Here is a 24098-nt window from a genome sequence, read left to right on the forward strand (position 1 = left end):
GGCGTTCTCCCGTATCAAGAGGGTCAGGCTGAGAGCCAGGCGAATTTGTGAAAGCGATAGCCCATCATCATGCCGGATGGCCAGGCTTCGACGCCCTTCACCTTTTTGCTGAAGCCGTCGGTGGAGCTGATAAAGGTCGGAATAAGGGTGCCGCAGTGGTCATAGATCAGCGTCTGCATATCGCCATACATCTGCTTGCGCTTCGCCTGGTCGCGCTCTCCGCGTGCCGCCATCACCAGCTGGTCGAACTGTGGGTTTTTCCAGCCCGACTCGTTGTTGGGCGCGCCGGAGAGATAGAACTGTGAGAAGAGCATATCGAGCGTCGGGCGCGGGTTAATGGAGCCATATCCCACCGGATCTTTGGTCCAGTGCGTTGACCAGTAGCCGTCATAGGGCACCCGACGCACCTTGACGTTGATGCCAGCATTGCGCGAGACCTGCTGGATCAGCTGCCCCCCCTCCACCGCCCCTTCGATGTTAGGGGTGGTAATGATCTCCACCGTCGCGCCCTTCATTCCCGCCTTTTCGATATGGAAGCGGGCCCTTTCAACGTCAAGCGGACGCGGTTTCAGATCGGCGTTATAGAGCGGATGCCACGGTGGCACTGGCGTGTCATTGCTGACATCGCCATACCCCTGCAAGACGGTTTTCACCAGCATGTCGCGCGGCTGCAGATATTTCAGCGCCAGCACAAAATCTTCGTTGCTGCCCGGCTTGATGTCGGTGCGCACAATCAGGTTGGTGTACATACCCGATTTGCTCTCCAGCACGCCAAAATCGCTGCTGGCCTTAATGCGCTTGCAGTCACTGGCGCTCAGCGTAGCGACAATATGCAGGTCGCCCGACATCAGCGCGTTGACGCGCGCCGCCTGATCGGTCACGCCCAGCAGCTCAACCTCATCGAGATGCGGCAGCCCCGGTTTGAAATAGTGAGGGTTTTTCGTACCGACCGAACGCACGCCTGGCGTGAACTCTTTGCAGATATAGGGCCCGGTGCCTGTCCCCCTGGAGAAATCTTTCGTGCCGTCCTGCACGATAAGAAACGGCGGTGCGGCAAGGATATAGGGCAGATCAAAGTTCGCCTGGCTCAGCACCAGCTGCACTTCGTTGTCATTGACCGCGCGGAGGGTGGCGAACTGCTCGGCAATTTTAAAGGCGTTAGAGGCCACCGCCGCATCTTTGTGGCGGCTGAGGGAATAGACCACATCTTTTGCGGTCAGCGGCTTACCGTCGTGGAACGTGACGCCGCTGCGCAGCTTGATCTGCCAGGTGACGCCGTCGCTGGAGTCGAGCGATGCCGCCAGCGCGGGCAGCGCTTTCAGATCCTTATCCAGCTCGGTAAGGCCGTTATAAAACATGCACTGGCGCGTATAGTCGCCGCTATTGTTGGCTTTGGCGGGATCCAGGGTATCAGTGGCGGAGGCATTAGACATCGCAGCGCGTATCTTGCCGCCTTTGACCGGCGTGTCGGCGGCGACGGCCAGCCGGGGAAACGCCATGATACCGCTGCTCATTACCGCTCCGGCGGAGAGCATTTTCATCAGAGCGCGGCGTGACAGCGTGCCTTCGGTCAGCATGCGCGTCAGCGCGTTGTTATCATTTTTACTCATCTGCGAGCCCTCAATAAGCGTTTAAAGTCAGCCCCTGCAATGCAAGCATTAAGAGAAACGATCTTTGGCTTTGTAATAGAGCCCGGCCAGCGGTAAAAACCACGGCTTGCCGTGATAGCCGGGCAGTGCGGGCCAGGCGTCGCGCTGCCAGGGATTGCGGTTAGCTTTCTCCGCGATCAAATCGGCCATCACGGCCCCCATCCATACCGACATCTGCGTGCCGTGGCCGCTGTAACCCATGGCGTAGAAAACGCCGTCGTGCTCGCCCGCGTGCGGCAGACGATCGGCGGACATATCCACCATCCCCCCCCAGCAGTAGTCGATACGCGCCTGCGCCAGCGTCGGAAACAGGCTGGCCAGCGTGCTCTGGAGGATCTCGCCGCTGCGTGAGTCAGACGTCGGGTTGCTGACCGCAAAGCGCGCGCGGCCGCCAAACACCAGCCGACGGTCAGCGGTGGTACGAAAGTAGTTACCGAGGTTGAGCGAGGTAACATAGGTGCGATCCTGCGGCAGTACCTCGCGCAGCTGCGCCTCGCCCAGCGGTTCCGTCACCACGATAAAGCTGCCGACCGGCACAATGCGGCGCTGGAACCAGCGGAAAGGCCCAGCGTTGGAGCAGCCGGTTGCCATCAATACTTTGTCGGCCAGAATCTCGCCCTGAGCGGTCTGCACGCGATGGCGATAGCCGTTGAGCCGCGTCAGGCCGGTCACGGCGTGAAACGGGAAGATTTTTGCGCCGCTGCGCGCCGCCGCTTCCGCCAGGCCTGTGCCAAACTTGCCCATGTGCATCTGGCCGCCGCGCTTTTGCAGCAGGCCGCCGTGGAAGGCATCGCTTCCTACCTCGCGGCGGATTGCCGCGCTGTCGAGCAGTTCGATCGTCGGGTCAACGGTGCGGCGCATCAGCGCGTACGCCTCGCGCAGCCCGGCAACATGCGACGCCTTGCTGGCGAGCTTGAGCTTGCCACACAGGCGGAAATCGCAGTCGATCTGCTCCTCATGCACCAGCTGTTCGACATAGCTCACCGCATCGTCGTAGGCGCGGTAGAAGCGCGTTGCTTTCTCGATGCCCTGGCTCGCCACCAGCGAGGCAAAGTTTTGTGCCACGCCGGTGTTGCAGTGGCCACCATTGCGCGCCGAGGCCTGACTCATCATCTCGCCGCCCTCCAGCAGCACGACGTCAAGGCCGCTGCGCGCCAGGCTCAGCGCCGCCGAGACGCCGGTAAAGCCGCCGCCAATCACCACTACGTCGGCACGCGACGGCAGCGCGGTCTGCGCCGCACCGTGAAACCGCGGCGCAGTGGCCTGCCAGAACGATTCGAGTTTCATCGCACACTCCTCAGAGTCCAACCACGGCGGGCAGCTCGCCGATAGTGCTGATTTCGGTGTAGCCGTAGTAAGGATTTGCCGGTTCATGTCCGCGGTTAACCCAGACTTTGTGCGTAATGCCGAGATCGTGCGCCGTCATCAGGTCATAGCGGAAGCTGGAGGAGACATGCAGGATTTCATCCGGGCGGCAGTCGAGCTGTTGCAACATATACTCAAAACCTTTCATCTGCGGCTTATAGGCCCCTGCCTCTTCAGCGGTAATCGCCAGATGGATGGGGGCCCCCAGACGCGGAATATGGTGCGCCAGTAGATCTTTCATCGAGTTGCTGAGCAGCACCAGCGGAAACGCCGTTGCCAGCTTTGCCAGTCCGGCGGGCACGTCAGGATGCGGCCCCCAGCTGGCGCAGTCGGTATAGATAAAGTCGCTGTCCGCCTTGTTCCACTCGATGCGCCACTTTTTGCAGGTGCGCTGTATCGCATTACTTACCACATCGTAATAGGGCTTCCACGCACCCAGCACTTCATCCAGTCGGTAACGGGCAAAATCCGTCGTGAATGCCTGCAGCCTGTCAGCCGCTACGCGATCGCTGAAGCAGCGAGCCGCCGCGCCCGCCATGTCAAAGTTAATCAGCGTGCCGTAACAGTCAAAGGTAATGAATTTCGGTTTAAACAGAGCCATGACGCGACCTCGTTTCTGTCTGGGAGAATTAAAAATCGATAAGTACGCTTTTCTGACGCTGGCAGGCCTGAAACGCCTGCCGCCCCAAATCCTTGCCGATGCCGGAGCCGAGAAAGCCGCCGGTGGGGATAATGAAATCGCCGGAGCGACCGTAGCGGTTGATCCAGACCGTGCCGGCGTCGATTGCCCGTATGGCGCGCAGCGCGCGCGGCAGATTCAGGGTATGCACCCCTGCGCACAGGCCGTAGATATCATGCGCCGCCAGCTGTAGCCCCTCCTCCTCGCTGTCGAAGGTCTGCACCGTCAGCACCGGCCCAAAGATCTCCTGCTGCACCGCCGGACTCTCCTGCGTCAGATTGCACAGTAGCGTCGGCTGCCAGAACCAGCCGTCGTCGGTATCACTGAACCGTTCGCCGCCTGCCAGCACCTCTGCGCCCTGTGCTTTGGCAGCGGCGATCACCGAGGCAACTTTGTTGCCCTGCCGCTCATCAATCAGCGGCGCGTAGCGGCTCTTGCTGTGCCAGGTGACACCCGGCTGCACGTCGCGGCACAGGGCAGTAAGGCGATCCAGCAGCGGCGCAGCGATGGCGCGCTGCACAATCAGGCGCGTGCCCGCTACGCAGGCCTGCCCGCCGTTAGCGGTAAACCCGCGCAGGATGCGCTGGGCGACGACCTCAATGTCGCCCGCGTCATCAAACACCAGCTGCGGGCTTTTGCCCCCCAGCTCCAGCGTCACGGGCTTCATGCCGTGCTGCGCAATGTCGCTCATAATACGCGCCCCGGTGACGGTCGAACCGGTAAACGACACTTTACGCACCAGCGGATGGGTTACCAGCGCGTGCCCCGTCACCGCGCCACTGCCCTGTACAATATTGAGTATGCCTGCCGGCAAGCCAGCGTCGACCGCCAGCTCGGCCATGCGCACGCTAGAAAAAGGCGTCAGTTCAGAGGGTTTCAGCACCACGGCATTGCCTGCTGCCAGCGCCGGGCCGCATTTCCACGACGCCATCGACAGCGGAAAATTCCACGGCGTAATGGCGCCAATAACGCCCCAGGGTTCGGCAATCAACATGCCGAGGCTGCTGTCGCGAGTGGGAAAAAGGTCACCGCTGTATTTATCAGCGCACTCGGCATAGAAGCGAATGGCTTCAGCGGTGAACGGAATTTCATGCTGCATAACGTCGCTGATGGGACGCGTTGAGCCGAGCGCCTCCAGTTGCGCCAGCAGGCTGTCCTGCTCAATGAGATCGGCCCAGCGGCGCAGCACGCGGCCGCGATCGCGCGGCGCGCAGCCTGCCCAGCCGCTGGTTTTCAGCGCGTGATGCGCAACCTGCACCGCGCGATCCACGTCGGCGGTTTCGGCTTCGTGCAGCACGGCATAGACCTTGCCGTCTGACGGGCGCTTAACGGCAAATGCCGCGCCCTGGGTCTGGAAGGAATGACCATCAATATAATGACCAACCGGAAGCGAGACTTTTTCAGGGTCGAAACTTAACATGGATAAATCCTTATTTGTTACACCCGTCAACCGCAAGGGAATTAGCGCGTTAGCAGCACTGATATTCCAGGATAATAAGCGCATGCAAAAAGGTAATGCAGAAAGTATGCCAGTCGGACAAAAAATAAAAATGCGTTTAAAACGGCGCAAAAAAATTTTCTGCCGTATTGCCACCAGAAATTTTGCGTATTTGCCGCACAAATAAGCAGATGATTTAGCTGATAAAATTATTGCATTGCGCTGGTGCAGCGCGTGCGAAACTTGCACTAAAATGGCGATAAGCGGGAAAATATGATGCAGCGCACGCAATAAAAAACGTTGGTTGAATGGCGACAAATGCCTGCTTTAAAAAAGTAAAAACGATGAGAATTAATTCAGGCTGCCAATATAAATGTTTTTGTTTCAGATACTCTGCAATACCCTGACGCGATCCTTCGCGCCCTGTTCCCGATAATGTCACGCCGCTAATGAGATCGCCCCGGTGTAATCCCCCATGCCAGCTTCCTGCAATTCCGCCACGCGCCATGCACGACGGTTATTTTCAGTGAAGAAACAGGCGCTCAGGCCAAATGGCGTATCGGTCGCCTCTGCCTCCTCGTGGAAGATAAACAGGGGTGCCACCAGGCCAAAGGTCTCTTCATAGGCGACAAGGAGAAAAGCACGAACGATCATTTGTGGCGAGCGGTCGATGACGCTTTCATCCGGACGCTGATGAAATCAGATGCGAAACTGACGTCGGCACTGGCGCGCAACGCGGCTGCCGGTCTGCCGCCAGTTGACGTGGCGGCGAATCAGGACCGGCTGCTTTATCTGCTGGCGCGCATGATAAACGTCTCGCGCATGTATGAAATCGGCACGCTCGGCGATAACAGCACGCTGTGGCTGGCGCGAGCCCTGCCGCAAAACGGTAAGATCGTTATGCTGGAGTTTTCGCCTCAGCATGCGCAGGTGGCGCGCGAGAATGTTGCCGCAGCGGGCACAGAGCATCAGATTGCGCTGCGGGTCGGCGCGGCGCTGGAGAGCCAGCCCGCCTGAAAGGCCCGTTCGATATGATCTTTATGGATGCCGATAGACGCAATAATCTGCACCGGGCGCTCTGGCTGGCACGCGTCAGCAGCGTGATTATGGGCGATATCGTGGTGCGTAGCGGACAGATTGCAGATCCGCACGCTACCGGTGAGCACCTGCAGGGGCTGCGGCGCTGTCTGCGCGAAACTGGTGGCAGCCTCCCTCTGACGGCCACCTCGCTGTAACCCCCCTGGCAGCAAAGGCCGGGAGGGTCTGCAGCTGGCTATCGTTGAATCGCTGCCAGATTAAATTTCGAAGTCGATAACCGGCTCTTCTTCATTCTGGTAAGAGAGCGCCTGACGCTTGATCTCTTCCAGCGATAGGTTGGCGTTACACAGTTCCATAAACTGCCAGACATAGTTGCGTTGCAGCTGACCACGCTTCAGGCCAAGCCAGACCGTGTTGGCATCAAACAGATGGCGCGCATCAATACGTACCAGTGCATCATCCTGCTCTGTTTCACACGCCTGATCGGCCAGAATGCCGACGCCCAGCCCCAGCTCAACGTAGGTTTTCACCACATCAGAGTCCTGCGCGCTCAGTACAATGTCTGGCTTCAGGCCCGCGCCCTGAAAGGCACGGTCAACGCGAGAGCGACCGGTGATGCCCTGACGATAGGTAATCAGCGGATAGCGGCTCAGGGTGCTGAGCGTCACTGGCTGCTGCTGCACCAGTTCATGCTCGCGGGGCACCAGCAGCGCATGGTGCCAGCTAAACCACGGGAAGGCGGCCAGGCTGCCGTTGTTGACCAGCAGCTCACTGGCGATGCCAACATCCGCCTCCCCCGCCAGCAGCATGGCAACAATCTCCTGCGGCGATCCCTGATTCAGTTCCAGGCGTACATTGGGATAGAGCTGGCGGAACGCCTTGATCACCCGCGGCAGGCTGTAACGGGCCTGGGTGTGCGTGGTGGCAATCGTCAGAATACCGCTGGTTTCGTTGGTGAATACGTCCGCCAGGCGACGCACTTTTCCCGCCTCGTCGAGGATACGCTCGGCGATGGTCAACAGTGCTTTCCCCGGTTCCGTCATGCCCAGCAGGCGCTTGCCGCGACGGATAAAAATCTCTACCCCTAGCTCATCTTCCAGATCGCGAATATGACGACTGACGCCCGACTGCGAGGTAAATAGCGTGTTTGCCACTTCCGTCAGATTGAAATCGCAGCGCGCGGCCTCACGGATGATTTTAAGTTGCTGGAAATTCACGATATTTACCTCCCTTTACGAAATTGTTAACCTCGATGGTAAGAAGGTTTATAGATAACAACAAATAATAAAAAATTCCCTTTTATGCGTATGAGGAATATAAACAGGGGCGCGTGAATTATTTACCCTGCGGACTACGCCCTGACAGGGAGAGGTAAACACGTCAAAGCAAACCTGACGCCGCCTTAACTACGCTCAGTCGGCAGTGGTGCCGTAAGCGAAGCTGGCCTGCGTGGGCTTCAGAGAGGTTGAGGCAGCCAGAGGACAACACGTGGCGCGGGTTTTCAGGGAGCGGCAGAGCGGCCCTGCGGGCCGCTACTCCGCTATCATCCCACCAGCAACAAAGGACGCTCTTCCATCTGCGGCCTGTTGAGCAGCGACAGCAGAATATCTTTTACCGCCTGCGCAGACGGTGAGAGCGGCAGGCGGGCCGACACGTTCAGCGACAGCGGCAGGTTGAGCGCCGGGCTGTTGATACGCGCCATCCACGCCTGCGTGGAGCCAACCAGTGAACGCGCGGCGGACTCCGGCAGTACTGTTACGCCCATACCGCTGGCCACTGCCGCCGTCAGCATCGACAGCGATTCAATCTCACCGATAATGCGTGCACTCAGACGACGCAGCGAAAACGCTTCATCGACGCGTTTGCGCACCGCGCTGTAGTCACGCGGCAGGAACAGGTTCATCTGCGCGACCTCTGCCAGATCCACTGACAGACCGGGACAGTCCGTCGCGCCGACCAGATAGAGCTCTTCTTTCATCAGCGGCAAACTGGTGATGCCTGCCGTTGGCGCACGATCGTAAAGGACGGCCATATCCAGCTGGCCGCTCATCACCTTCTCATTCAGCGAGCTGCCGCTGTTCTCGTGCAGGTAGACCAGAACGTCCGGGTGCTGCTCACGCACCGTTTGCAGCAGCGGCATCGTCAGCGAAGAGGCTGCGGTACCCGGCGCAAGGCCAATTGAGACCTGACCGTTCAGCGTCTGTCCGGCATTAATGACCGCCGTCTGCGCCTGCTCACACTGGCGTAAAATGGTGCGTGCGTGCGCATAGAGAATTTTACCGGCTTCGGTCGGCGTCACGCCGCGCTTGGTACGCACCAGCAGCTGCTGGTCCAGTTCGTTCTCCAGCGTGGCGACCTGTTGACTGAGCGCAGGTTGCGCAATGTGCAGCACTTCTGCCGCCCGCGTCAGACTGCCAATATCGACGATTTTCACAAAGTACTTCAGTCGTCTTAAATTCATCATGCCTCCGTCACTTTCCCCGAATGCCACTCATAACTGCGCGTGTGGCCGATTGGCCTGCTGAGATAAGATTGCAATTAGCAGGCCAGTTTTCTTTTCTGCCTTACCGGTGCGCCAGGCGAACATGCTAACAACGCGAAAAATAAGCGTTTCTGATTACTCATTAAGAGTTAATAAGCGGTGGGAATAGGGCTGCTACCGGTGAGGATAAATCCCATGCACTGCGGCGGTGCATGTGCTGCGTGTCAGACGTGCATAAAAGTGATGACCGGGGGTGAAAAAAGAGGACTTTATCGTGCAGGATGCGGGAAAAAACGGTTATCCAGCAGGAAAACTTATTCTGCGCCTGCCCGGCACCAGCGTGCGGGCAGGCTACAGCAGTCAGCGTTTTTTACGGTTGCGGTGCATGTCGATCGATACGGCCGCGACGATAATAATGCCTTTAATAATGTCCTGTACGTAGGCGTCTACGCCCACAAAGGTAAAACCACTTTTGATCAGTCCGAGAATCACCGCGCCAATCAGCGTACCGGTTATACGCCCGACACCCCCCATCAGGCTGCTGCCGCCGATAACCGCGGCGGCAATGGCATCCAGCTCATATCCGGTGCCCATGCTTGACTGCCCGCTGCTGACGCGCGCCGCCAGCACCACGCCTGCCAGGCCAGAGAGCGCACCAGCAATGGTGTAGACAATCACCAGATATTTATTGACGTTAATGCCTGACACCTTCGCTGACGTCATATTGCCGCCGATAGCATAGACATATTTTCCGTAGCGGGTGTGCTTCAGGGCAATATGAAATACCAGCGCCACGACCAGGAAAATGATCACCGGCATCGCGCCCTGACCGATAGAGGTAAAGCCGTCGGAGAGAAAGCTGATGGGATTACCCTGGGTATAATATTGTGCAAGACCGCGTGCCGATACCATCATGCCCAGCGTGGCAATAAAGGGCGGAATACCGGTGCGGGTGATCAGCAGACCGTTCACCAGGCCGCACAGCAGCCCGACGCAAATTCCCGCGCCGATGGGCACCACGGCAGGCAGATTGACCAGCGACGGAAACATCGGTGACAGACTGTCAGAGGTTTGCGCCAGGCTGGCAGCCACTACCGCCGTCAGCGCAATCACCGAGCCGGAGGAGAGGTCGATGCCGGTGGTAATGATGACCTGCGTGACCCCTACGGCAATCACGCCGATAATCGCCACCTGTAGCACAATGAGGATAAGCCGGTTGGTATTCAACAAAAATGACTGGTCACGCACGTACCAGCCAGCCATTTCAAAGATCAGCGCAATGCCGACCATCACAATAAAGATGCCGGTATCCTTCGGCAGCTTATGCCGCAGATTACCGAAGAATGACGAGGATTCGTTTGCCGGAGTGGCAGTCACTTTAACGTTGCTCATAGTTGTCTCGCGCCTCATTCGGATGCCAGCGACAAAATGGTTTCCTGATCGGCCTCTTCTTTATCGAGGATGCCGGTAATACGCCCCTGATGCATGACCATTACGCGGTCGCTCATGCCGAGGATTTCCGGCAGTTCCGACGACACCATAATGATGGCCACGCCACGGTTGGCCAGCTCAGAGATCAGACGGTAAATTTCGGCTTTTGCCCCGACGTCGATGCCGCGCGTCGGCTCGTCGAGGATCAGTATCTTGGGCTGTGCCAGCAGCCAGCGGGCGATCAGCACCTTCTGCTGGTTACCACCGCTGAGGTTGTTGATGATCTGATCCATGGTCGGCGTTTTAATATTCAGCCGCCGGATCTGCTCCATGCAGTCCTGCGCCATCTTAACGTGGCTGACAAAGCCGCTTTTACTGCTGTATTCCGGCATGTTGACAATGCTCATGTTCTCCATCACCGACAGCACCAGAAACAGTCCCGACTTTTTCCTGTCTTCCGTTAAGAAGGCCATCCCTTTCTCAATGGCGGCAGACGGGGAATCAATCTTCACCGGCACGCCATCAATCAATACGTCACCGCTGTCGATGCTCTCCATGCCGAACAGGCTTTCCATGACTTCACTGCGGCCTGCACCCACCAGGCCGGCCACGCCAAGGATCTCGCCGCGCCGCAGGCTAAAGCTGACGTCCTGAAAGCGATCTTTGCTGGTGAGGTTGCGCACCGTCAGCACCTCTTCTCCAATCGCGTTGTTAAATTTGGGGAAGAGCTGGGTCAGTTCGCGTCCAACCATCTGCGTAATCAGCGACTGACGGGTAAACTGAGCGGTGTGGTTGCTGCCAACCCAGCTGCCGTCGCGGAAGATGCTGATTTCATCGGTGATGGCAAATATCTCATCCATTTTGTGGCTGATATAGATGATGGCTTTGCCCTGCGCGCGCAGGTCGCGAATGATGGTAAACAGGTGCGCCACTTCGCTCTCTGTCAGCGCGGAGGTGGGCTCATCCATAATCACAACATCGGCGTTCCAGGAGACCGCTTTGGCGATCTCAACCATCTGCTGTGCGGCGATGCTGAGATCCCCCACCAGACGATCGGCTTTCAGGCGAATATTAAGCTGATCCAGCAGCGTCTGCGTCTGCTGATTAAGCTTGCCGTGATCGACAAAGCCATATTTCATCGGCTCGCGTCCCAGCCAGATGTTTTCGGCCACGGTCATGTAGGGAACCAGGTTAAGCTCCTGATGAATCATGGAAATGCCGGAACGCAATGCGTCCATCGTGTCCTGAAACTGCACCGGCTCCCCTTTAATGCGGATGGTGCCCCGATCGGGACGATACATCCCGATCAGGCACTTCATTAAAGTGGATTTGCCCGCGCCATTTTCGCCCATCAAGGCATGTACCGATCCCGGACGCACGCGCAGCGAAACGTTATCGAGTGCTTTAACACCAGGAAAGAACTTGCTGATGCCTTCGGCTTCAAGCGCAAAAGCGGTCATACATCACCTCCATACGGCTGAGTCGGGATGGGTCATTTCTGGTTACGGTTAACGAACTGCTCCATATTGTCTTTGGTGATCAGCTGGTAGGGGATGTCGATGATTTTCTGCACTTTTTCACCCTTCGCCAGTTTAACCGCGGCCTGAACCGCCCCTTCACCCTGCCCCTTCGCATCCTGGAACACTGTGGCAACCATCTTGCCGTTCTTCAGCATCTGAAGCGCATCAGGGGTGCCGTCGACGCCAGCGATCAGGATATGGTTGGGGTTTTTGCCCAGCGCCTGCAGTGCGCCGATAGCCATCTCATCGTTGTTAGAGGCGATAGCCTGAATGTCATCCCCGGCGGTCATCCAGTTGCTTACCACGTCCACCGCATCGTTGCGGGTAAACTTAGCGGTCTGCTTCTGAACTACCTTAATGCCTGGATTTTTAGCGACCACGGCCTCAACGCCTTTGGTGCGATCGCGCGTGGATTCATTCGCCAGATCGCCCATCAGAATGGCAACATTGCCTTTGCCGTTCATCGCTTTGGCCAGCGCTTCCATTTGCAGGCGGCCAGCCAGCTCAGAGTCAGAGCCGACATAGGCCATTTTGTCGGTCAGCTCCGCCTGCGGTCGGCGGTTAACGAAAATCAGCGGAATGCCCGCTTTGGTGGCTTGATCCATAATGGGCTTCACGGCGTTGGTATCGACCGGGTTGACGATAATGGCGTCAACGCCCTGCCCAATAAAGTTTTGTACCTGTTGCAGCTGCTGCGAGACGTCCCCTTTGGCATCTTCCATCTGTCCCTTTACCCCCTCTTTCTGCATCTCTTTTTGCATTGCGGTGCGCAGAATGGTGAGGAAGTTATCGTCAAACAGCGCCATTGATACGCCAACGGAGAGATCTTTTGCCATAGCAGCGGCGGGTAACATGCAGGCTAACAGTGTGACGGCGAGTGTTTTTTTGATGTTCATGGGTAACCCTTCTTGTCGTTAACTTGCCGACGCTGCTGATACTGCGAATGAAAAATATTTTTTACATTCATTCAACGTTGCGGGCGGATTCAGGTCGGTTAGTAGAGGTAACGGCTGGTCGTTCGTACTTTTCTGTGACCCACTCCTCCTTTTTACAATCAATTGTTTTCAAAACAAATATTTTTAAAATCACGTTCCACTTTTAACAAGTTGTTTCGCCCGTGATGATAAGCAGTTTATTTGTTCCATAAATGTTCTTTTTGAAATTTTTATCATAAAAGCACTGAAACGCCTGTTTTAACATCAGCAAATAACAAAAATTTGACACGCATCTAACATCTGTCGGGAAATGCGTTTAAAGTGAGATCCTGTTGGCAGTTTGAAATCTCGCCAGATGTGTTGAAAAAGCCGCAACCCGCTGCTTTTGCGAGCATTCAAACCAAAAAAGTGAAATCGTGCTTTGACAAGCCCGACCGGCGTCGCTAATATTCGCCCCGTTCCAACGATTCCTCTGTAGTTCAGTCGGTAGAACGGCGGACTGTTAATCCGTATGTCACTGGTTCGAGTCCAGTCAGAGGAGCCAAATTTAAAAAGCCCGCTCAGGGAAACCTGAGCGGGCTTTTGGCTTTTGGCTTTTGGCAAAGTGGCGATAAGCGCAGGCGGCAGCGCCTCACCACAGCCTTATGTATGTTGTAATTAAAAAGCACTCCCCCGCTGCCGCCACGCTTGATCCAGAGCGGCGGGCCACCCAGCAGCGTTGTCAGATTGTGTAGCGGCGCCAGCGGCGTGGGAAAATGGCCCAGCGAAAGACGCGGAAAACGGACCAGAGGCATAGCCCCCGACGGTGTAAACAGAGATTTACCGCCGCTCCACGCCCGTAACCGGCTGATGTTTAACTGAAAAAGGGCTATCCACTGCGGGAAATCGCCCAGGTCCGCTAGTGCCGTTTATCAATGCGCATCACCAGCCGGTCGCCCAGCCACTGAATGCCGCACACCAGCATGATTAACACCGCAATCACCGCCACCATCATCGCCGTATCAAAGCGCTGATAGCCATAGCGAATAGCGAGATCGCCCAGCCCGCCAGCGCCAATCGCCCCCGCCATCGCCGACGCGCCAGTCAGCGCCACCAGCGTCACGACAAAACCGGCCAGAATGCCCGGCAGCGCTTCGGGGATCAGCACGTCCCAGACGATGCGCAGCTTGCTGGCCCCCATGGCGCGGACCGCATCAATCAGCCCGCGATCGACATCGCGCAGCGACACTTCCGCGACGCGCGCAAAATAGGGTGTGGCGGTGATCGACAGCGGAACGATGGCCGCCCAGGTGCCCAGCGAGGTACCCACCAGAAAGCGAGTAAAAGGGATCAGCGCCACCAGCAGGATAATAAACGGCAGCGAACGAAAGCCGTTGATAATCAGGCCAAGTACGCGGTTAACGGCGCGATGTTCGGCGATACCGCCTGGGCTGGTCATCACCAGAATCAGGCCGAGCGGCAGTCCGGCGATAAGCGAAAACAGCCCGGAGATCGCTGTCATCATCACCGTTTCCCACAGCGCGTTAAGCAGCAGATCAATCATCACTGGCGACATAGCCCACCTTTTCTACCTGCGCCTGCTGCTGCTGCAGCCAGGCAAGAACCCGTTGCTCATCGGCGCTGTTGCTGGCCGGAATCGCAATAAAAAAGCGCACTACCGCGTAGTGCTGAATGTGGTCGATGCCGCCCTGAATCAGGCGAAATGCACCGGGCAAAGCGCAGGCAAAACGCGTCAGCAGCTCACCCTGCGCCTCCTGCCCGGCGAAGTGGACGAGGTAGATGGCGTCACCCTGCTTTTGCTGGCTAAGACGGGCGGCAAGGGCGTCGGGCAGCTGCGGCAGCAGGCCGCGCAGCAGCGTGCGCGTCAGCTGAGCCTGAGGATGCGCAAAGACCTGCCATACCGGCCCCTGCTCAATAATTTCCCCGGCGTCGAGCACCGCCACGTGATGCGCCACCGATTTGATTACCTCCATTTCATGGGTGATGAGCAAAATGGTGATGCCGAGCCGCTGATTCAGCGATTTCAGCAGCGCGAGGATCGCGCGGGTTGTTTCAGGATCGAGCGCCGAGGTCGCCTCGTCACACAGCAGCAGCGCCGGGCTGGCCGCCAGCGCGCGCGCAATCCCCACGCGCTGCTTTTGGCCGCCCGACAGCGCCGCGGGGTACTGGTGCGCCTTATCAGCCAGCCCAACCAGCTCCAGCAGCTCTGCCACGCGCCCGGCGCGCTGCGCCTTTGGCATACCGGCAATCTTCAGCGGCAGCGCCACGTTCTGCGCCACGGTTTTCGCCGACAGCAGATTGAAGTGCTGGAACACCATGCCGACGCGGCTGCGGACTTTTTGCAGCTGTTTTTCCGACAAACCGCTAATCTGCTGCCCTTCAATCTCTATCGCGCCCTCATCGGGCTGCTCCAGCCCGTTAAGGCAGCGGATCAGCGTCGATTTGCCCGCCCCGCTGCGGCCGATAATGCCCAGGATTTCGCCCTTGCGCACCGTCAGCGACACGGCCTTTAGCGCCTGCGTCTGGCCAAAGCGGCGCGACACGTTTTGCAGTCGCACCACGCTGTCGCCGCTGGCGGCAACGTCCTGCGCGGATCCTGCCAGGCCGCGCAATACCGCCTGGCCTGGCACCGCGATCTCTGAAAATACCGTCATGCGCGTTATCCTTACCAGGCGGTCAGACCGGTGCCTTTATAGACCCGATCAAACACGTGCTTCACCGCGTCGTTCTGATAGGCGGCCACCAGGGTTTTCACCCACGGCGCATCGACGTGCTCTTTTTTCACCGCGATAAAGTTGTTGTAGGGGTTATCTTTGACCGGCTCCTGCGCAATACGATCCTGTCTGGTCAGGCCGCTTTTCAGCGCCCAGTCGGTATTGACCACGGCGGCATCGAGATCGGGCACGGAGCGACCGATAATGCCGGAGTCCAGCTCTTTGATCTGCACCTGACGCGGGTTATCGGTAATGTCGGCGGTGGTCGCCGCAATACCCGCGCCCGGACGAAGTTTTATCACGCCCTGCTGCTCAAGCAGCACCAGGCCGCGCGCTTCGTTGGAGGGATCGTTTGGCACGCCGATCACCGCGCCTTTTTTTAGCCCGGCTGCGGACTTTACCTTTTTTGAGTAGAGGCCGATCGGCCATACCGCGGTGTCACCAACGCGCACGATGTCATAGTGGTTCACTTTGATCTGGTTGTTGAGGAAGGGCTGATGCTGGAAGGCGTTGGCGTCAACGTCACCATTCTGCAACGCTTCATTTGGCTGGTTATAGTCATTAAAGACCACGGTTTTCACCGTCAGCCCTTTTGCCGCAGCCTGCCTGATAACCTCGCGCCAGACATCTTCATCCTCGCCGCTCATGATGCCGACTTTGACAGTGGTTTTATCGGCGGCGTGAGCGGCCGCAAAAGGAGCCAGTACCGTACCGGCCAGCAGCAGCGCGGCGGTGGTAATGGATAACACTCTTTTTTTAGTCACGGCCACGCGTGTGTGCATAAATTTTCTTCCTAAAAGTGATAGTCGCTAACGTCACAGTTCACTGTCGCAATGACAGACAGCCGCAGTATACGCAGTTGCTTATATTCACATTATGATTTTTACGGGAATACTATTCCTGAAAAGCATATAAACGCCTTGCCGCTCGCGTCGCCAGACCTGACCAGCGGGCTGTGATACCATGCTGGTTTGATTTTTCCTGTTACCGAACACTATGTCCGATACCACGCCAAAACGTAAAAATGACCCTGAGGGGCTAAAAAAGCGCATTCTTGCCGGTGCGCTGACCACCTTTGCTGAATTTGGCATGCAGGGCGCGCGTCTGGAGCAGATCGCTGAGAATGCACAAACCACCAAGCGCATGGTGGTCTACCACTTTGGCAGCAAAGAGAAGCTCTACATAGAGGTACTGGAGCAGGTCTACCAGGCGATCCGTCAGCACGAGAGTGGTCTGAATCTGTCCGCCATGGATCCGGAGCTGGCAATAAGCAAACTGGTTGAGGCCAGCTTCGACTATCACGTTTCCCATCCCGATTTTATGCGCCTGGTCTGCACCGAAAACCTGCTGCGCGGGCGCTATATCACTCAGTCGCCGCGCATTAAGGCGCTGAACCGCAGCGCGCTGGACGTGCTGGAGGCGATCCTGACGCGCGGCCAGCAGCAGGGTCTCTTTATTCGTGAAATAGAGACCATTGACGTGCACCGCCTGATCAGCAGTATCTGCGTGCACCACGTCTCTAACCGCTATACCTTCAACGCCCTGTTCAGCCCTGACAACAGCGAGGAAGAGAGTATTCGCCGCAACCGCCAGCTGGCGGTGACGGCGACGCTGCGTTACATCCGTAAAACGGTTTAAGGGAAGCGACAATTCTGTCATGGGCTACGCTTAACGGACATCCTTTCACAGACCTCAACACAGGAACGCAGTCGTGAGCAGAGACGTCGAACGTTACCCCTTACGCAACACTACCCTCAGCGCCGAGGACGACACGCTGTGGAACTGGGCGCAGAACGCCCGCGTTGGCAGCCGCCAGCAGTTACATCAGCCGCGCAGCGAGGCAGAACTTCAACAGCTGTTACGTGACACTCAGGGTCGCGTGCGGGTAGTGGGCAGTCGTCTGTCTCCGGGCCGGATGCTGAGCGTTGGTCGCGACGACGTCCTGGTCGACATCAGCGCCCTTTCCGGCATGCTGGCGCAGGATGCACAGAGCATTACCGTTGGCGCAGGCACCACCCTCAACGATCTCTATATTCAGCTCACCGCGATGGATCGGATGCTGGCCGCCTCTCCCGGCGTGATTGCAGTACAGAAGCTGGCGGGCGCGATGGCCACCGGCACGCACGGCCAGGGGCTGCATCAAAGCTCGCTGGCGGACGAGGCGCTGCGGATCCGCATGGTGCTGGCTGACGGTTCGCTACGCGAATTTACGCGTGGCGAGCCCGATTTTCCGGCCGCGCAGGTGACGCTCGGCGCCCTTGGCATTGTCACCGCCGTGACGCTGCGCACCCAGCCTTTCCGCATTTACACCTGTTACAAGAACGCGGTATCCGCAGATAACCTTGAACAGGATCTGCTGCGCTGGAATGAAGAACATGCGCTGAGCAAAGCCTGGTGGTTCGTTGATGACAACCTGATGCACGTCTGGAACGCCAATGAAGCGAGCGCGCAGGAAACCGCCGAATGGCAGGCCAACGGCCGCGAGGTGGTGAAGCACGCCGACCAGGGCGACGACAGCCTGAACAGCACCATCGATCAGACGCTGGAGCAGATGCACCGCGACACGCAGATCCACGGCAAAGGTGGCAAGCAGTTTCGCACCGTGTCGCGCTTCCGTGATTTTACCGACGTCACTGGCGATATTTATCAGCTCTTCTGCCGCGGCATTGCCGTACCGCAGATTAACGTTGAAATTGGCGTGCCGCTTTCCCGCACGCCTGCCGTGATCGGCAAAATCAAACGCTGGTACGCCGCCGAGCGGCCGCACATGCACTACCCGATTATTCTGCGCTGTACCGGTGCGTCTGACGCCTGGCTCAGCCCGGCTTATGGCGAGCCCACCTGCTTCTTTGGCTTTGTGGTCTATTACGCCGACGACGGCTCCCTGTCGCAGGATGGCCTGCACTTTCTTACCGAAGTGGAAAAACTGCTGGCAGAGGAAGGCGGTCGCCCGCACTGGGGGAAATATTATGACGCTGGCCGCTACATCTGGCGCGACGTCTATCCCCACTGGGATGCGTTCCGCGCGCTGCGCAGCACGCTGGATCCACAGGGCCGCTTCAGCAACGATTATCTGACCGCACTTTTTGACTGACTTTTACAGGGAGAGAACCATGTTTGCATGGGTTACGCTGCTGACGCAGCCCGATTATCTGGTGGGCGTAAAGGCGCTACACCGTTCGCTGAAGCAGAGCGGCACGCGCTGGCCGCTTGTCGTGATGACCACCGACGCCATCCCGCTGGCGGACCGCGAAGCATTACAGGCTGAAGGCTGTCGGGTACATCCGGTTGATCCTCTCTATCCCAACAGCGAACTGGAACCCTATTACGCCTCAGCGCAGTTTGGTGAAGTCTGGACCAAACTGCGTGCCTGGCAGCTGACGGACTTTGAACGCGTGGTGTTTCTCGATGCCGATATGCTGGTGCTGCAAAATATGGATGAGCTGTTTACGCTCGATCTGGGCGATAACCAGCTTGCCGCCTGTCACGCCTGTCGCTGCAACCCAAACCAGATCGCCTCCTATCCTGCCAGCTGGCAGCCGGAAAACTGCCATTATACCTGGCAGGATCGCGGTGAGCCTGCCCCCACCCTGCTGGATAACTACCTGAACGGCGGTTTTCTGCTGCTGAAACCAGACGATGCGGTCTTTGCGGCGCTGGCAGACCGCATTGCCGCCATTATCGATCTGAAGGCGTACCCCTTCTCGGAACAGGATCTGCTGAATGAGGCGTTTGCCGGACGCTGGCTGCCGCTCTCATACGTCTATAACGCGCTGAAAACGTTGCCGTTCCAGCACAGCCGCATGTGGAATGAGAGCGAGGTGAAAAACCTGCACTTTATTCTGGCGAAACCCTGGAAGCGCGATCTCCGGCAGCCAGAAAGTGAACGCGATCGCTACTATGCGCTGGATAAGCTGTGGTGGGAAAAAGCCACAGGTTGATGTTACAGGCGCGGCGGTAACCGGCCGCGCACGTCCTCATACCGCCTGCCAGCGCCGCTCGGTAGCGGACACCGCAATCGCGTCCAGTACCTTCTGCACCTGCAACCCTTCAGCAAAATCGGGCCACAGGCGATCGCCTGCCGCAATACCGTTAATCAGGTCACGAATCTCCACCGTTTTTTGATCGTTAAAGCCGATGCCGTGTCCGGCCGAGACACAAAAATGCGCATAGTCCGGATGGGCCGGGCCGGTCAGAATAGTTTTAAACCCCTGCCGCCCCACCGGTTCGTCGTGCAGGTAAAGCTCCAGCTCTGCCATACGCTCCTGGGTGTAGCGCAAGGTGCCTTTCGTACCCGTGACGACGTAGGTCAGCCCCATCTTGCTGCCGCAGGCGATACGCGACGTTTCAATGACGCCGTGCGCGCCGTTGCGAAAGCGCAGCAGCGCGCTGGCCTGGTCTTCATTCTCGACTGGCAACTGGCGGCCGGGATCTTTTGCGTCGGGACGCACTTTGATCACCGTCATCATGTCACCGCTCACCTCTTCAATCTCACCGACCAGATAGTGCGCCATATTGACGATATGCGCGGCAAGATCGCCCAGCGCGCCGAGCCCCGCCAGCGCCTTCTGACAGTGCCAGTCGAGCGGCGTCTGGGGATTTGCCAGATAATCTTCGTTGTGGGTGCCGTAGAAGTGCACCACCTCACCGATTTCGCCGCGCGCAATAATTTCCTTCGCCAGCTGGCTGGTGGGGTTCTTCATATAGTTAAAGCCCACCAGGGTTTTTACCCCGGCGGCCTGGGCCGCCTGCACCATCTCTTCCGCATCGGCCACCGACAGCGACAGCGGCTTTTCCGAATAGACATGCTTGCCGTGGCGGATCGCCTCCAGTGCCATCTCTTTATGCAAAAAGTTCGGCGCGCAGATGTCCACGACGTCAATGGCGGGGTCGCGCACCAGCTCGCGCCAGTCGCCGGTTGAGCGGGCAAAACCAAAGGCGGCGGCCTGCTTTTCCGCCAGCGCTGAATTGACCTCCGCCAGCATCTCTCGCACGATTTCGCCTTTCAGCGGGAAAACCGTAGGCGCCTGCGCGTAGGCGATGGCGTGGCAACGCCCAATATAGCCGCTGCCGATCATGCCAATCCTGACTTTCTTCATTGCCTGCCCCTGATTTCATTATTGACCTGATACGGAATATACGTTCCGTAAAATGCGCAGACAAACGGCAGCGCAAGGAAGTGTGAGCCACGTTGAAATCTTTATTAAACCACCAGATACTGCCTGCGCGCTGAGCAAACCTGAGCGATAAGCAGATGAAATTTTTTATTTCATCATTACGTGTAGAGAAAATATTTTTTCATCTTCTTCAGGCGGGTTAAGGATCGGGCGCACAGCGTGCTGGCGCTTATTTCAGCAGTTAAACACTTTTGTGAAAAAGGGCTTTGACAAGGTCACCCCGGGTCGATAATATGCGCCCCGTTCAAGCGATTCCTCTGTAGTTCAGTCGGTAGAACGGCGGACTGTTAATCCGTATGTCACTGGTTCGAGTCCAGTCAGAGGAGCCAAATTTAGAAAAGCCCGCTCAGGGAAACCTGAGCGGGCTTTTTGTTTGGGTTGCTAAACGTATGCCCCCTGCGCCTTGCTGGCCGCCTTTCGCAACCACCGCCGCTAGCCGTGCCTTTCTCCCGGCTCACCCTGCGTTAATCTCCGAATCGACGGCACCAGACAGGTTCCTGCCGTTGCCACCAGCACCGCCGCCGCGCAGGTTACCAGCACCGCGCTGCCGCCAAACCGCATCGCCAGCGGCCCGGCGGCCAGCTCGCCCAGCGGAATGGTGATAAAAGATCCCATCGCGTCCCAGGCATAGACGCGCGCCAGCCGGTCGCGCGGAATATGGGTTTGCAGCGCCTGCGCCCAGACCACGCCGAACTGGCCAAATCCCATACCCGCCACGCCGAACGCGCCCATCAGCCAGACGGCGGGCGCACCACCTGCCAGCAGCAAAATGGGCAGAACGCAGAGCGCCACCAGCATCACGCCGATCAACATTGCGCGCTGCGGACGCCAGCGTACGGCAATCAGGGAACCCACAATCAGACCAACGCTCTGCGCCGCAATCATCATCCCCCAGCGGACACGGCCAAAGGTGCTGTCAGCCATGACCGGCCCCAGTACCATCACCATGCCGGTAAAGGCGGCATTGACCACGGCAAACTGCGCAACCACCGCCCAGACCCAGGTCCGGGACGTAAACTCCCGCCAGCCGTCGCGCAAATCGTGCCACAGCGTATGTTGCGATCCCACAGGCTGAACGTCGGTTCGTACGGATAAATAAAGGGGCGCAGCGAGAGCAAAACCCAGGGCATCAACCGCCAGCCCCCAGCCTGCGCCAACCGTACTGGTAAGGATACCGCCCAGTGATGCGCCGATAATGGTTCCGGCATAGACGCCCGACTGAATAAAGGCATTTGCCTGCCGCAGCCTGGATGCCGGAACAGTTTGCGGCACCAGCGCGGAAGAGGCCGGCAGCGCCACTCCTGCGGCTGCGCCGTTCACCGCGCTCAGCAGGGCTAAACTGTTTGTTGTGGCGACGCTCTCCAGCACCTGCCAGGCGACCACGCCCTGCGACAGCGCGGCCACCGCAGAGGAGAGCAGCAGCACCCGATTGCGCGGGTAGCGATCGGCCAGCACGCCACCAAACAGCAGGAACAGCACGTTAAACAGCGATCGCGCGGCAACCACGATGCCCAAATCGGCGGCGGACCCGCCCATATCCAGCACGGCAAACGCCAGCGCCACCGGGGCCACACTGTTGCCGAGTACCGTGAGCGTCCGGGCAAAAAAGAGATGCCGAAACGGGACCGACTGAAAAACATGGCGTAGCGTTTGTGCGTTCATCGACATCTCTGCCTGCCCGACAGCGTGGTTCCTGTCATCCTCATCCTGCCTCCCTGACCGTCTCTCTCCTGAAAGCGAAATAATAATGGCAGTTGAACGCGCTGCACAGATGAAACCCGGGATTTGTCATGGCAGTCAGGGTATCCTTGCCCCGTTTTGCCACACAAAGAGACCGATTTATGGCCGGGACCAGGGATATAAAAAGCGACATTCTGGCGGCGACGCTGACGGTGATTGTCAATGAGGGCGTGCGCGGCACCACCTATCGCCGGGTGGCAGATCTGGCGGGCCTCTCGCCCGGCACCCTCACCTACCACTTCCCGCAGATCGACCTGCTGCTGATGGGCGCGTTCAGCTATAGGATGGATACCCTATCCGGGGCGTTCCGCCAGCGCATGCAGCGCGCGACCGATCGCGCGGACGCCTGCGAAGCGGTGGTGGATTTGATCTGCGGCGACGTCTGGGCCAGCCAGCGCCATCTTATCCTCAGCTTTGAGCTCTATTCGCTGGCGGCGCGCAAAGCGCCGTTTCGTCAGCTGCTACAGCTGTGGATGTCGCGCAGCCGCGCCTCGCTGCACCTCTGCTTTCCCATGGAGACCGCCTGCGCGCTGGACGCGCTCATTGAGGGCTTCACCATCCATAATTTGCTTAACGATGTGCCGATGAGCCGCGACGCCATTCTGCGCACGGTGCAGAAAATAGCTGACCCAACCCCGCAATAAAATTTCGCCTCTCGCCTTCGCGCCGCGCCATTTTGTATTATTCTCTCGTACATTCGTACGACAGACGGGAGGGGTGATGACGCGCCAACAGCAATCTCGCGGTAAGTGGGCCATCTTCGGCCTGATGTTTATTCCCGGCTTTACCTGGGCCTCCTGGGTAAGCCGCACCCCTTTCATGCGCGATACGCTGCACGCCTCAACCGAGCTGATGGGCATGATCCTGTTTGGCTTCTCCTGCGGCTCGATGTGTGGCGTGCTGCTGGCCGGTAAGCTGATTGCCCAGCTCGGCACGCAGCGGGTAATGCGCTACGGCATGTTTTTGCTGCTGGGCGGGCTGGTGCTGATGGCGCTGAGCCTGACGCTGGCGAGCGCGCTGGGCGTGTTTGCCAGCCTGACGCTGCTGGGCGGCGGCACCGCGCTGATGGATGTGGTGATTAATGTTGAAGGTGCCGCATTCGAACGCGCACTGGGCCGCTCCATCATGACCACGATCCACGGTTTCTTCAGTCTGGGCACGCTGGCGGGGGCGCTGGCCGGGCTGATGATGACCGCCAGCGACATCAGCACCAGCGTCCACTTTACCGCCGTGCTGCTGGCCGATCTGCTGATTATCGCCGTCACGCTGCGCCATTTGCCCGCCACCAGTGACAACGAACGCAGCGAGCAGGCGCATCACGGCAGCTTTATCGCTCAGGTCCGGCATGAACTGCGCGATCGCCAGCTGCTGATCCTTGGCATAGTGATTCTGGCAATGGCGCTGGCGGAAGGCTCTGCTAACGACTGGCTACCGCTGCTGATGATCGATGGCCATAACCTCAACCCTGCGCAGGGCACGCTGGTCTATGCCGGTTTTACCGCAGGCATGACGCTGGGGCGTTTTCTTGGGGGCTATGTGGTGGATCGTATCGGCCGTGTCTGGATGCTGCGCGCCAGCGCCTTTTCTGCTGCGCTCGGCCTGACGCTGGTGATCTTCTCCGACACCCCGTGGCTGGCCGCCGCCGCCGTGCTCTTCTGGGGCACGGGTGCCGCGCTCGGGTTCCCGCTGACGGTCTCGGCAGCGGGTGACGGCCATAACAGCGCAGTTCGCGTCACCATCGCCGCAACGCTCGGCTATATGGCTTTTCTGGTGGGGCCGCCGGGCCTGGGCTTTATTGGCGAACACGCCGGGCTGCGCATGGCGATGCTGCCGGTACTGGCGCTGGTGCTGCTGGCGCTGTGCTGCGCCGGGTCGGCGGGCAGCCGGAAGGTGCCTGAAGCGGAACAGTCAGCTTAGCGGGTTGCACAGC

22 protein-coding genes, 2 tRNA genes and 2 pseudogenes are annotated in these 24098 nt (G+C 58.5%); 10 read left to right on the top strand and 16 right to left on the bottom strand.

The annotated features are described in order from the left end of the window. Window positions 1-23 precede the first annotated feature (23 nt). From HP564_RS05840 to HP564_RS05855, 4 genes are read right to left on the bottom strand one after another with little or no spacing between them, the layout of a single operon-like run. Complete coding sequence (locus HP564_RS05840; protein ID WP_371241112.1) at window positions 24-1610, bottom strand: ABC transporter substrate-binding protein; 1587 nt, start codon at window positions 1608-1610, stop codon at window positions 24-26. A 48-nt stretch (window positions 1611-1658) separates the two neighbouring features. Beyond that, window positions 1659-2936 carry an NAD(P)/FAD-dependent oxidoreductase gene (locus HP564_RS05845; RefSeq protein ID WP_371241114.1) on the bottom strand — a complete coding sequence of 426 codons (1278 nt, stop codon included), beginning with the start codon at window positions 2934-2936 and terminating at the stop codon, window positions 1659-1661. 10 nt (window positions 2937-2946) lie between these two features. Then, on the bottom strand, window positions 2947-3615 hold the full coding sequence (locus tag HP564_RS05850; RefSeq protein ID WP_371241116.1) for a haloacid dehalogenase type II: 669 nt from the start codon (window positions 3613-3615) through the stop codon (window positions 2947-2949). Between the two features lie 28 nt (window positions 3616-3643). Further along, window positions 3644-5113 (bottom strand): aldehyde dehydrogenase, encoded by a 1470-nt coding sequence (locus HP564_RS05855; RefSeq protein ID WP_371241118.1) that lies wholly within the window; start codon window positions 5111-5113, stop codon window positions 3644-3646. Between HP564_RS05855 and HP564_RS05860 the strand changes: the two genes are divergently transcribed. After that, window positions 5112-5318: a hypothetical protein gene (locus HP564_RS05860; RefSeq protein ID WP_371241120.1), complete on the top strand. Its 207-nt coding sequence runs from the start codon at window positions 5112-5114 to the stop codon at window positions 5316-5318. The two genes, HP564_RS05855 and HP564_RS05860, sit on opposite strands and share 2 nt — an antisense overlap. Window positions 5319-5507: 189 nt before the next feature. Here HP564_RS05860 and HP564_RS05865 read toward each other — a convergent pair. Next, window positions 5508-5758 (bottom strand): annotated as a pseudogene (locus HP564_RS05865) (aldehyde dehydrogenase family protein); the annotation flags it as partial. Window positions 5759-5824: 66 nt separating this feature from the next. Between HP564_RS05865 and HP564_RS05870 the strand changes: the two are divergent. After that, window positions 5825-6148 (top strand): O-methyltransferase, encoded by a 324-nt coding sequence (locus HP564_RS05870; protein ID WP_371241122.1) that lies wholly within the window; start codon window positions 5825-5827, stop codon window positions 6146-6148. 23 nt (window positions 6149-6171) lie between these two features. After that, complete coding sequence (locus HP564_RS05875) at window positions 6172-6366, top strand: hypothetical protein (RefSeq protein WP_371241124.1); 195 nt, start codon at window positions 6172-6174, stop codon at window positions 6364-6366. Window positions 6367-6426: 60 nt separating this feature from the next. Here HP564_RS05875 and cbl read toward each other — a convergent pair whose 3' ends face one another. The 5 genes from cbl to HP564_RS05900 all read right to left on the bottom strand — a co-directional run bounded on the left by cbl (window position 6427) and on the right by HP564_RS05900 (window position 12498). Then, the gene (cbl, locus tag HP564_RS05880) at window positions 6427-7386 is read right to left on the bottom strand and encodes an HTH-type transcriptional regulator Cbl (RefSeq protein ID WP_371241126.1); all 960 of its coding nucleotides are present in this window, start codon (window positions 7384-7386) and stop codon (window positions 6427-6429) included. 326 nt (window positions 7387-7712) lie between these two features. Further along, window positions 7713-8630: a nitrogen assimilation transcriptional regulator NAC gene (gene nac, locus HP564_RS05885; RefSeq protein WP_371241996.1), complete on the bottom strand. Its 918-nt coding sequence runs from the start codon at window positions 8628-8630 to the stop codon at window positions 7713-7715. 381 nt (window positions 8631-9011) lie between these two features. Next, window positions 9012-10043 (bottom strand): ABC transporter permease, encoded by a 1032-nt coding sequence (locus HP564_RS05890; protein WP_371241128.1) that lies wholly within the window; start codon window positions 10041-10043, stop codon window positions 9012-9014. Between the two features lie 14 nt (window positions 10044-10057). Then, complete coding sequence (locus HP564_RS05895; RefSeq protein WP_371241130.1) at window positions 10058-11542, bottom strand: sugar ABC transporter ATP-binding protein; 1485 nt, start codon at window positions 11540-11542, stop codon at window positions 10058-10060. Window positions 11543-11574: 32 nt separating this feature from the next. After that, window positions 11575-12498 (bottom strand): sugar ABC transporter substrate-binding protein, encoded by a 924-nt coding sequence (locus HP564_RS05900; RefSeq protein WP_371241132.1) that lies wholly within the window; start codon window positions 12496-12498, stop codon window positions 11575-11577. Window positions 12499-13005: 507 nt separating this feature from the next. On the opposite strand from HP564_RS05900, the gene HP564_RS05905 reads away from it, so the two are divergent. Next, a tRNA-Asn gene (locus HP564_RS05905) sits at window positions 13006-13081 on the top strand. 121 nt (window positions 13082-13202) lie between these two features. Here HP564_RS05905 and HP564_RS05910 read toward each other — a convergent pair. The 4 genes and pseudogenes from HP564_RS05910 to HP564_RS05925 all read right to left on the bottom strand — a co-directional run. Continuing rightward, window positions 13203-13331: pseudogene (locus HP564_RS05910) on the bottom strand (D-cysteine desulfhydrase); the annotation flags it as partial. Between the two features lie 104 nt (window positions 13332-13435). Beyond that, complete coding sequence (locus HP564_RS05915; RefSeq protein WP_371241134.1) at window positions 13436-14092, bottom strand: methionine ABC transporter permease; 657 nt, start codon at window positions 14090-14092, stop codon at window positions 13436-13438. Next, entirely contained in the window at window positions 14073-15191 is a 1119-nt protein-coding gene (locus HP564_RS05920; RefSeq protein ID WP_371241135.1) for a methionine ABC transporter ATP-binding protein, read from the bottom strand. Before HP564_RS05920 ends, HP564_RS05915 begins: the two co-directional genes overlap by 20 nt. Window positions 15192-15202: 11 nt before the next feature. Further along, the gene (locus HP564_RS05925) at window positions 15203-16033 is read right to left on the bottom strand and encodes a MetQ/NlpA family ABC transporter substrate-binding protein (protein WP_371241137.1); all 831 of its coding nucleotides are present in this window, start codon (window positions 16031-16033) and stop codon (window positions 15203-15205) included. A gap of 214 nt (window positions 16034-16247) precedes the next feature. Between HP564_RS05925 and HP564_RS05930 the strand changes: the two genes are divergently transcribed. The 3 genes from HP564_RS05930 (at window position 16248) to HP564_RS05940 (ending at window position 19192) form a co-directional block, all read left to right on the top strand. Then, window positions 16248-16889 (top strand): TetR family transcriptional regulator, encoded by a 642-nt coding sequence (locus HP564_RS05930; RefSeq protein ID WP_371241139.1) that lies wholly within the window; start codon window positions 16248-16250, stop codon window positions 16887-16889. Between the two features lie 73 nt (window positions 16890-16962). Beyond that, window positions 16963-18345, top strand: coding sequence for a D-arabinono-1,4-lactone oxidase (locus HP564_RS05935; RefSeq protein WP_371241141.1), 1383 nt, complete (start codon window positions 16963-16965; stop codon window positions 18343-18345). A 19-nt stretch (window positions 18346-18364) separates the two neighbouring features. Further along, the gene (locus tag HP564_RS05940; protein ID WP_371241143.1) at window positions 18365-19192 is read left to right on the top strand and encodes a glycosyltransferase family 8 protein; all 828 of its coding nucleotides are present in this window, start codon (window positions 18365-18367) and stop codon (window positions 19190-19192) included. A gap of 36 nt (window positions 19193-19228) precedes the next feature. Here HP564_RS05940 and HP564_RS05945 read toward each other — a convergent pair whose 3' ends face one another. Then, on the bottom strand, window positions 19229-20350 hold the full coding sequence (locus tag HP564_RS05945; RefSeq protein WP_371241145.1) for a Gfo/Idh/MocA family protein: 1122 nt from the start codon (window positions 20348-20350) through the stop codon (window positions 19229-19231). A 331-nt stretch (window positions 20351-20681) separates the two neighbouring features. Between HP564_RS05945 and HP564_RS05950 the strand changes: the two genes are divergently transcribed. Then, window positions 20682-20757, top strand: a tRNA-Asn gene (locus HP564_RS05950). A gap of 103 nt (window positions 20758-20860) precedes the next feature. Here HP564_RS05950 and HP564_RS05955 read toward each other — a convergent pair. Then, complete coding sequence (locus HP564_RS05955) at window positions 20861-22213, bottom strand: MFS transporter (RefSeq protein WP_371241998.1); 1353 nt, start codon at window positions 22211-22213, stop codon at window positions 20861-20863. A 56-nt stretch (window positions 22214-22269) separates the two neighbouring features. Between HP564_RS05955 and HP564_RS05960 the strand changes: the two genes are divergently transcribed. Together HP564_RS05960 and HP564_RS05965 are read left to right on the top strand one after the other, a co-directional pair. After that, the gene (locus HP564_RS05960; RefSeq protein WP_371241147.1) at window positions 22270-22812 is read left to right on the top strand and encodes a TetR/AcrR family transcriptional regulator; all 543 of its coding nucleotides are present in this window, start codon (window positions 22270-22272) and stop codon (window positions 22810-22812) included. 76 nt (window positions 22813-22888) lie between these two features. Continuing rightward, a complete protein-coding gene (locus HP564_RS05965) occupies window positions 22889-24085 on the top strand; it encodes an MFS transporter (RefSeq protein ID WP_371241149.1) in 1197 nt (398 codons plus the stop codon). The last annotated feature ends 13 nt before the right edge of the window (window positions 24086-24098 follow it).

The organism is Pantoea sp. KPR_PJ, from assembly GCF_041386365.1.
Lineage (GTDB): Bacteria > Pseudomonadota > Gammaproteobacteria > Enterobacterales > Enterobacteriaceae > Pantoea.

What these genes read in the sequence shown, in the direction of transcription:
- HP564_RS05840 (WP_371241112.1), bottom strand. Translation starts at nt 1,610, where the DNA reads ATGAGTAAAAATGATAACAACGCGCTGACGCGCATGCTGACCGAAGGC.
- HP564_RS05845 (WP_371241114.1), bottom strand. Translation starts at nt 2,936, where the DNA reads ATGAAACTCGAATCGTTCTGGCAGGCCACTGCGCCGCGGTTTCACGGT.
- HP564_RS05850 (WP_371241116.1), bottom strand. Translation starts at nt 3,615, where the DNA reads ATGGCTCTGTTTAAACCGAAATTCATTACCTTTGACTGTTACGGCACG.
- HP564_RS05860 (WP_371241120.1), top strand. Translation starts at nt 5,112, where the DNA reads ATGGATAAATCCTTATTTGTTACACCCGTCAACCGCAAGGGAATTAGC.
- HP564_RS05855 (WP_371241118.1), bottom strand. Translation starts at nt 5,113, where the DNA reads ATGTTAAGTTTCGACCCTGAAAAAGTCTCGCTTCCGGTTGGTCATTAT.
- HP564_RS05870 (WP_371241122.1), top strand. Translation starts at nt 5,825, where the DNA reads ATGAAATCAGATGCGAAACTGACGTCGGCACTGGCGCGCAACGCGGCT.
- HP564_RS05875 (WP_371241124.1), top strand. Translation starts at nt 6,172, where the DNA reads ATGGATGCCGATAGACGCAATAATCTGCACCGGGCGCTCTGGCTGGCA.
- nac (WP_371241996.1), bottom strand. Translation starts at nt 8,630, where the DNA reads ATGAATTTAAGACGACTGAAGTACTTTGTGAAAATCGTCGATATTGGC.
- HP564_RS05890 (WP_371241128.1), bottom strand. Translation starts at nt 10,043, where the DNA reads ATGAGCAACGTTAAAGTGACTGCCACTCCGGCAAACGAATCCTCGTCA.
- HP564_RS05895 (WP_371241130.1), bottom strand. Translation starts at nt 11,542, where the DNA reads ATGACCGCTTTTGCGCTTGAAGCCGAAGGCATCAGCAAGTTCTTTCCT.
- HP564_RS05900 (WP_371241132.1), bottom strand. Translation starts at nt 12,498, where the DNA reads ATGAACATCAAAAAAACACTCGCCGTCACACTGTTAGCCTGCATGTTA.
- HP564_RS05915 (WP_371241134.1), bottom strand. Translation starts at nt 14,092, where the DNA reads ATGTCGCCAGTGATGATTGATCTGCTGCTTAACGCGCTGTGGGAAACG.
- HP564_RS05920 (WP_371241135.1), bottom strand. Translation starts at nt 15,191, where the DNA reads ATGACGGTATTTTCAGAGATCGCGGTGCCAGGCCAGGCGGTATTGCGC.
- HP564_RS05925 (WP_371241137.1), bottom strand. Translation starts at nt 16,033, where the DNA reads ATGCACACACGCGTGGCCGTGACTAAAAAAAGAGTGTTATCCATTACC.
- HP564_RS05930 (WP_371241139.1), top strand. Translation starts at nt 16,248, where the DNA reads ATGTCCGATACCACGCCAAAACGTAAAAATGACCCTGAGGGGCTAAAA.
- HP564_RS05940 (WP_371241143.1), top strand. Translation starts at nt 18,365, where the DNA reads ATGTTTGCATGGGTTACGCTGCTGACGCAGCCCGATTATCTGGTGGGC.
- HP564_RS05945 (WP_371241145.1), bottom strand. Translation starts at nt 20,350, where the DNA reads ATGAAGAAAGTCAGGATTGGCATGATCGGCAGCGGCTATATTGGGCGT.
- HP564_RS05960 (WP_371241147.1), top strand. Translation starts at nt 22,270, where the DNA reads ATGGCCGGGACCAGGGATATAAAAAGCGACATTCTGGCGGCGACGCTG.
- HP564_RS05965 (WP_371241149.1), top strand. Translation starts at nt 22,889, where the DNA reads ATGACGCGCCAACAGCAATCTCGCGGTAAGTGGGCCATCTTCGGCCTG.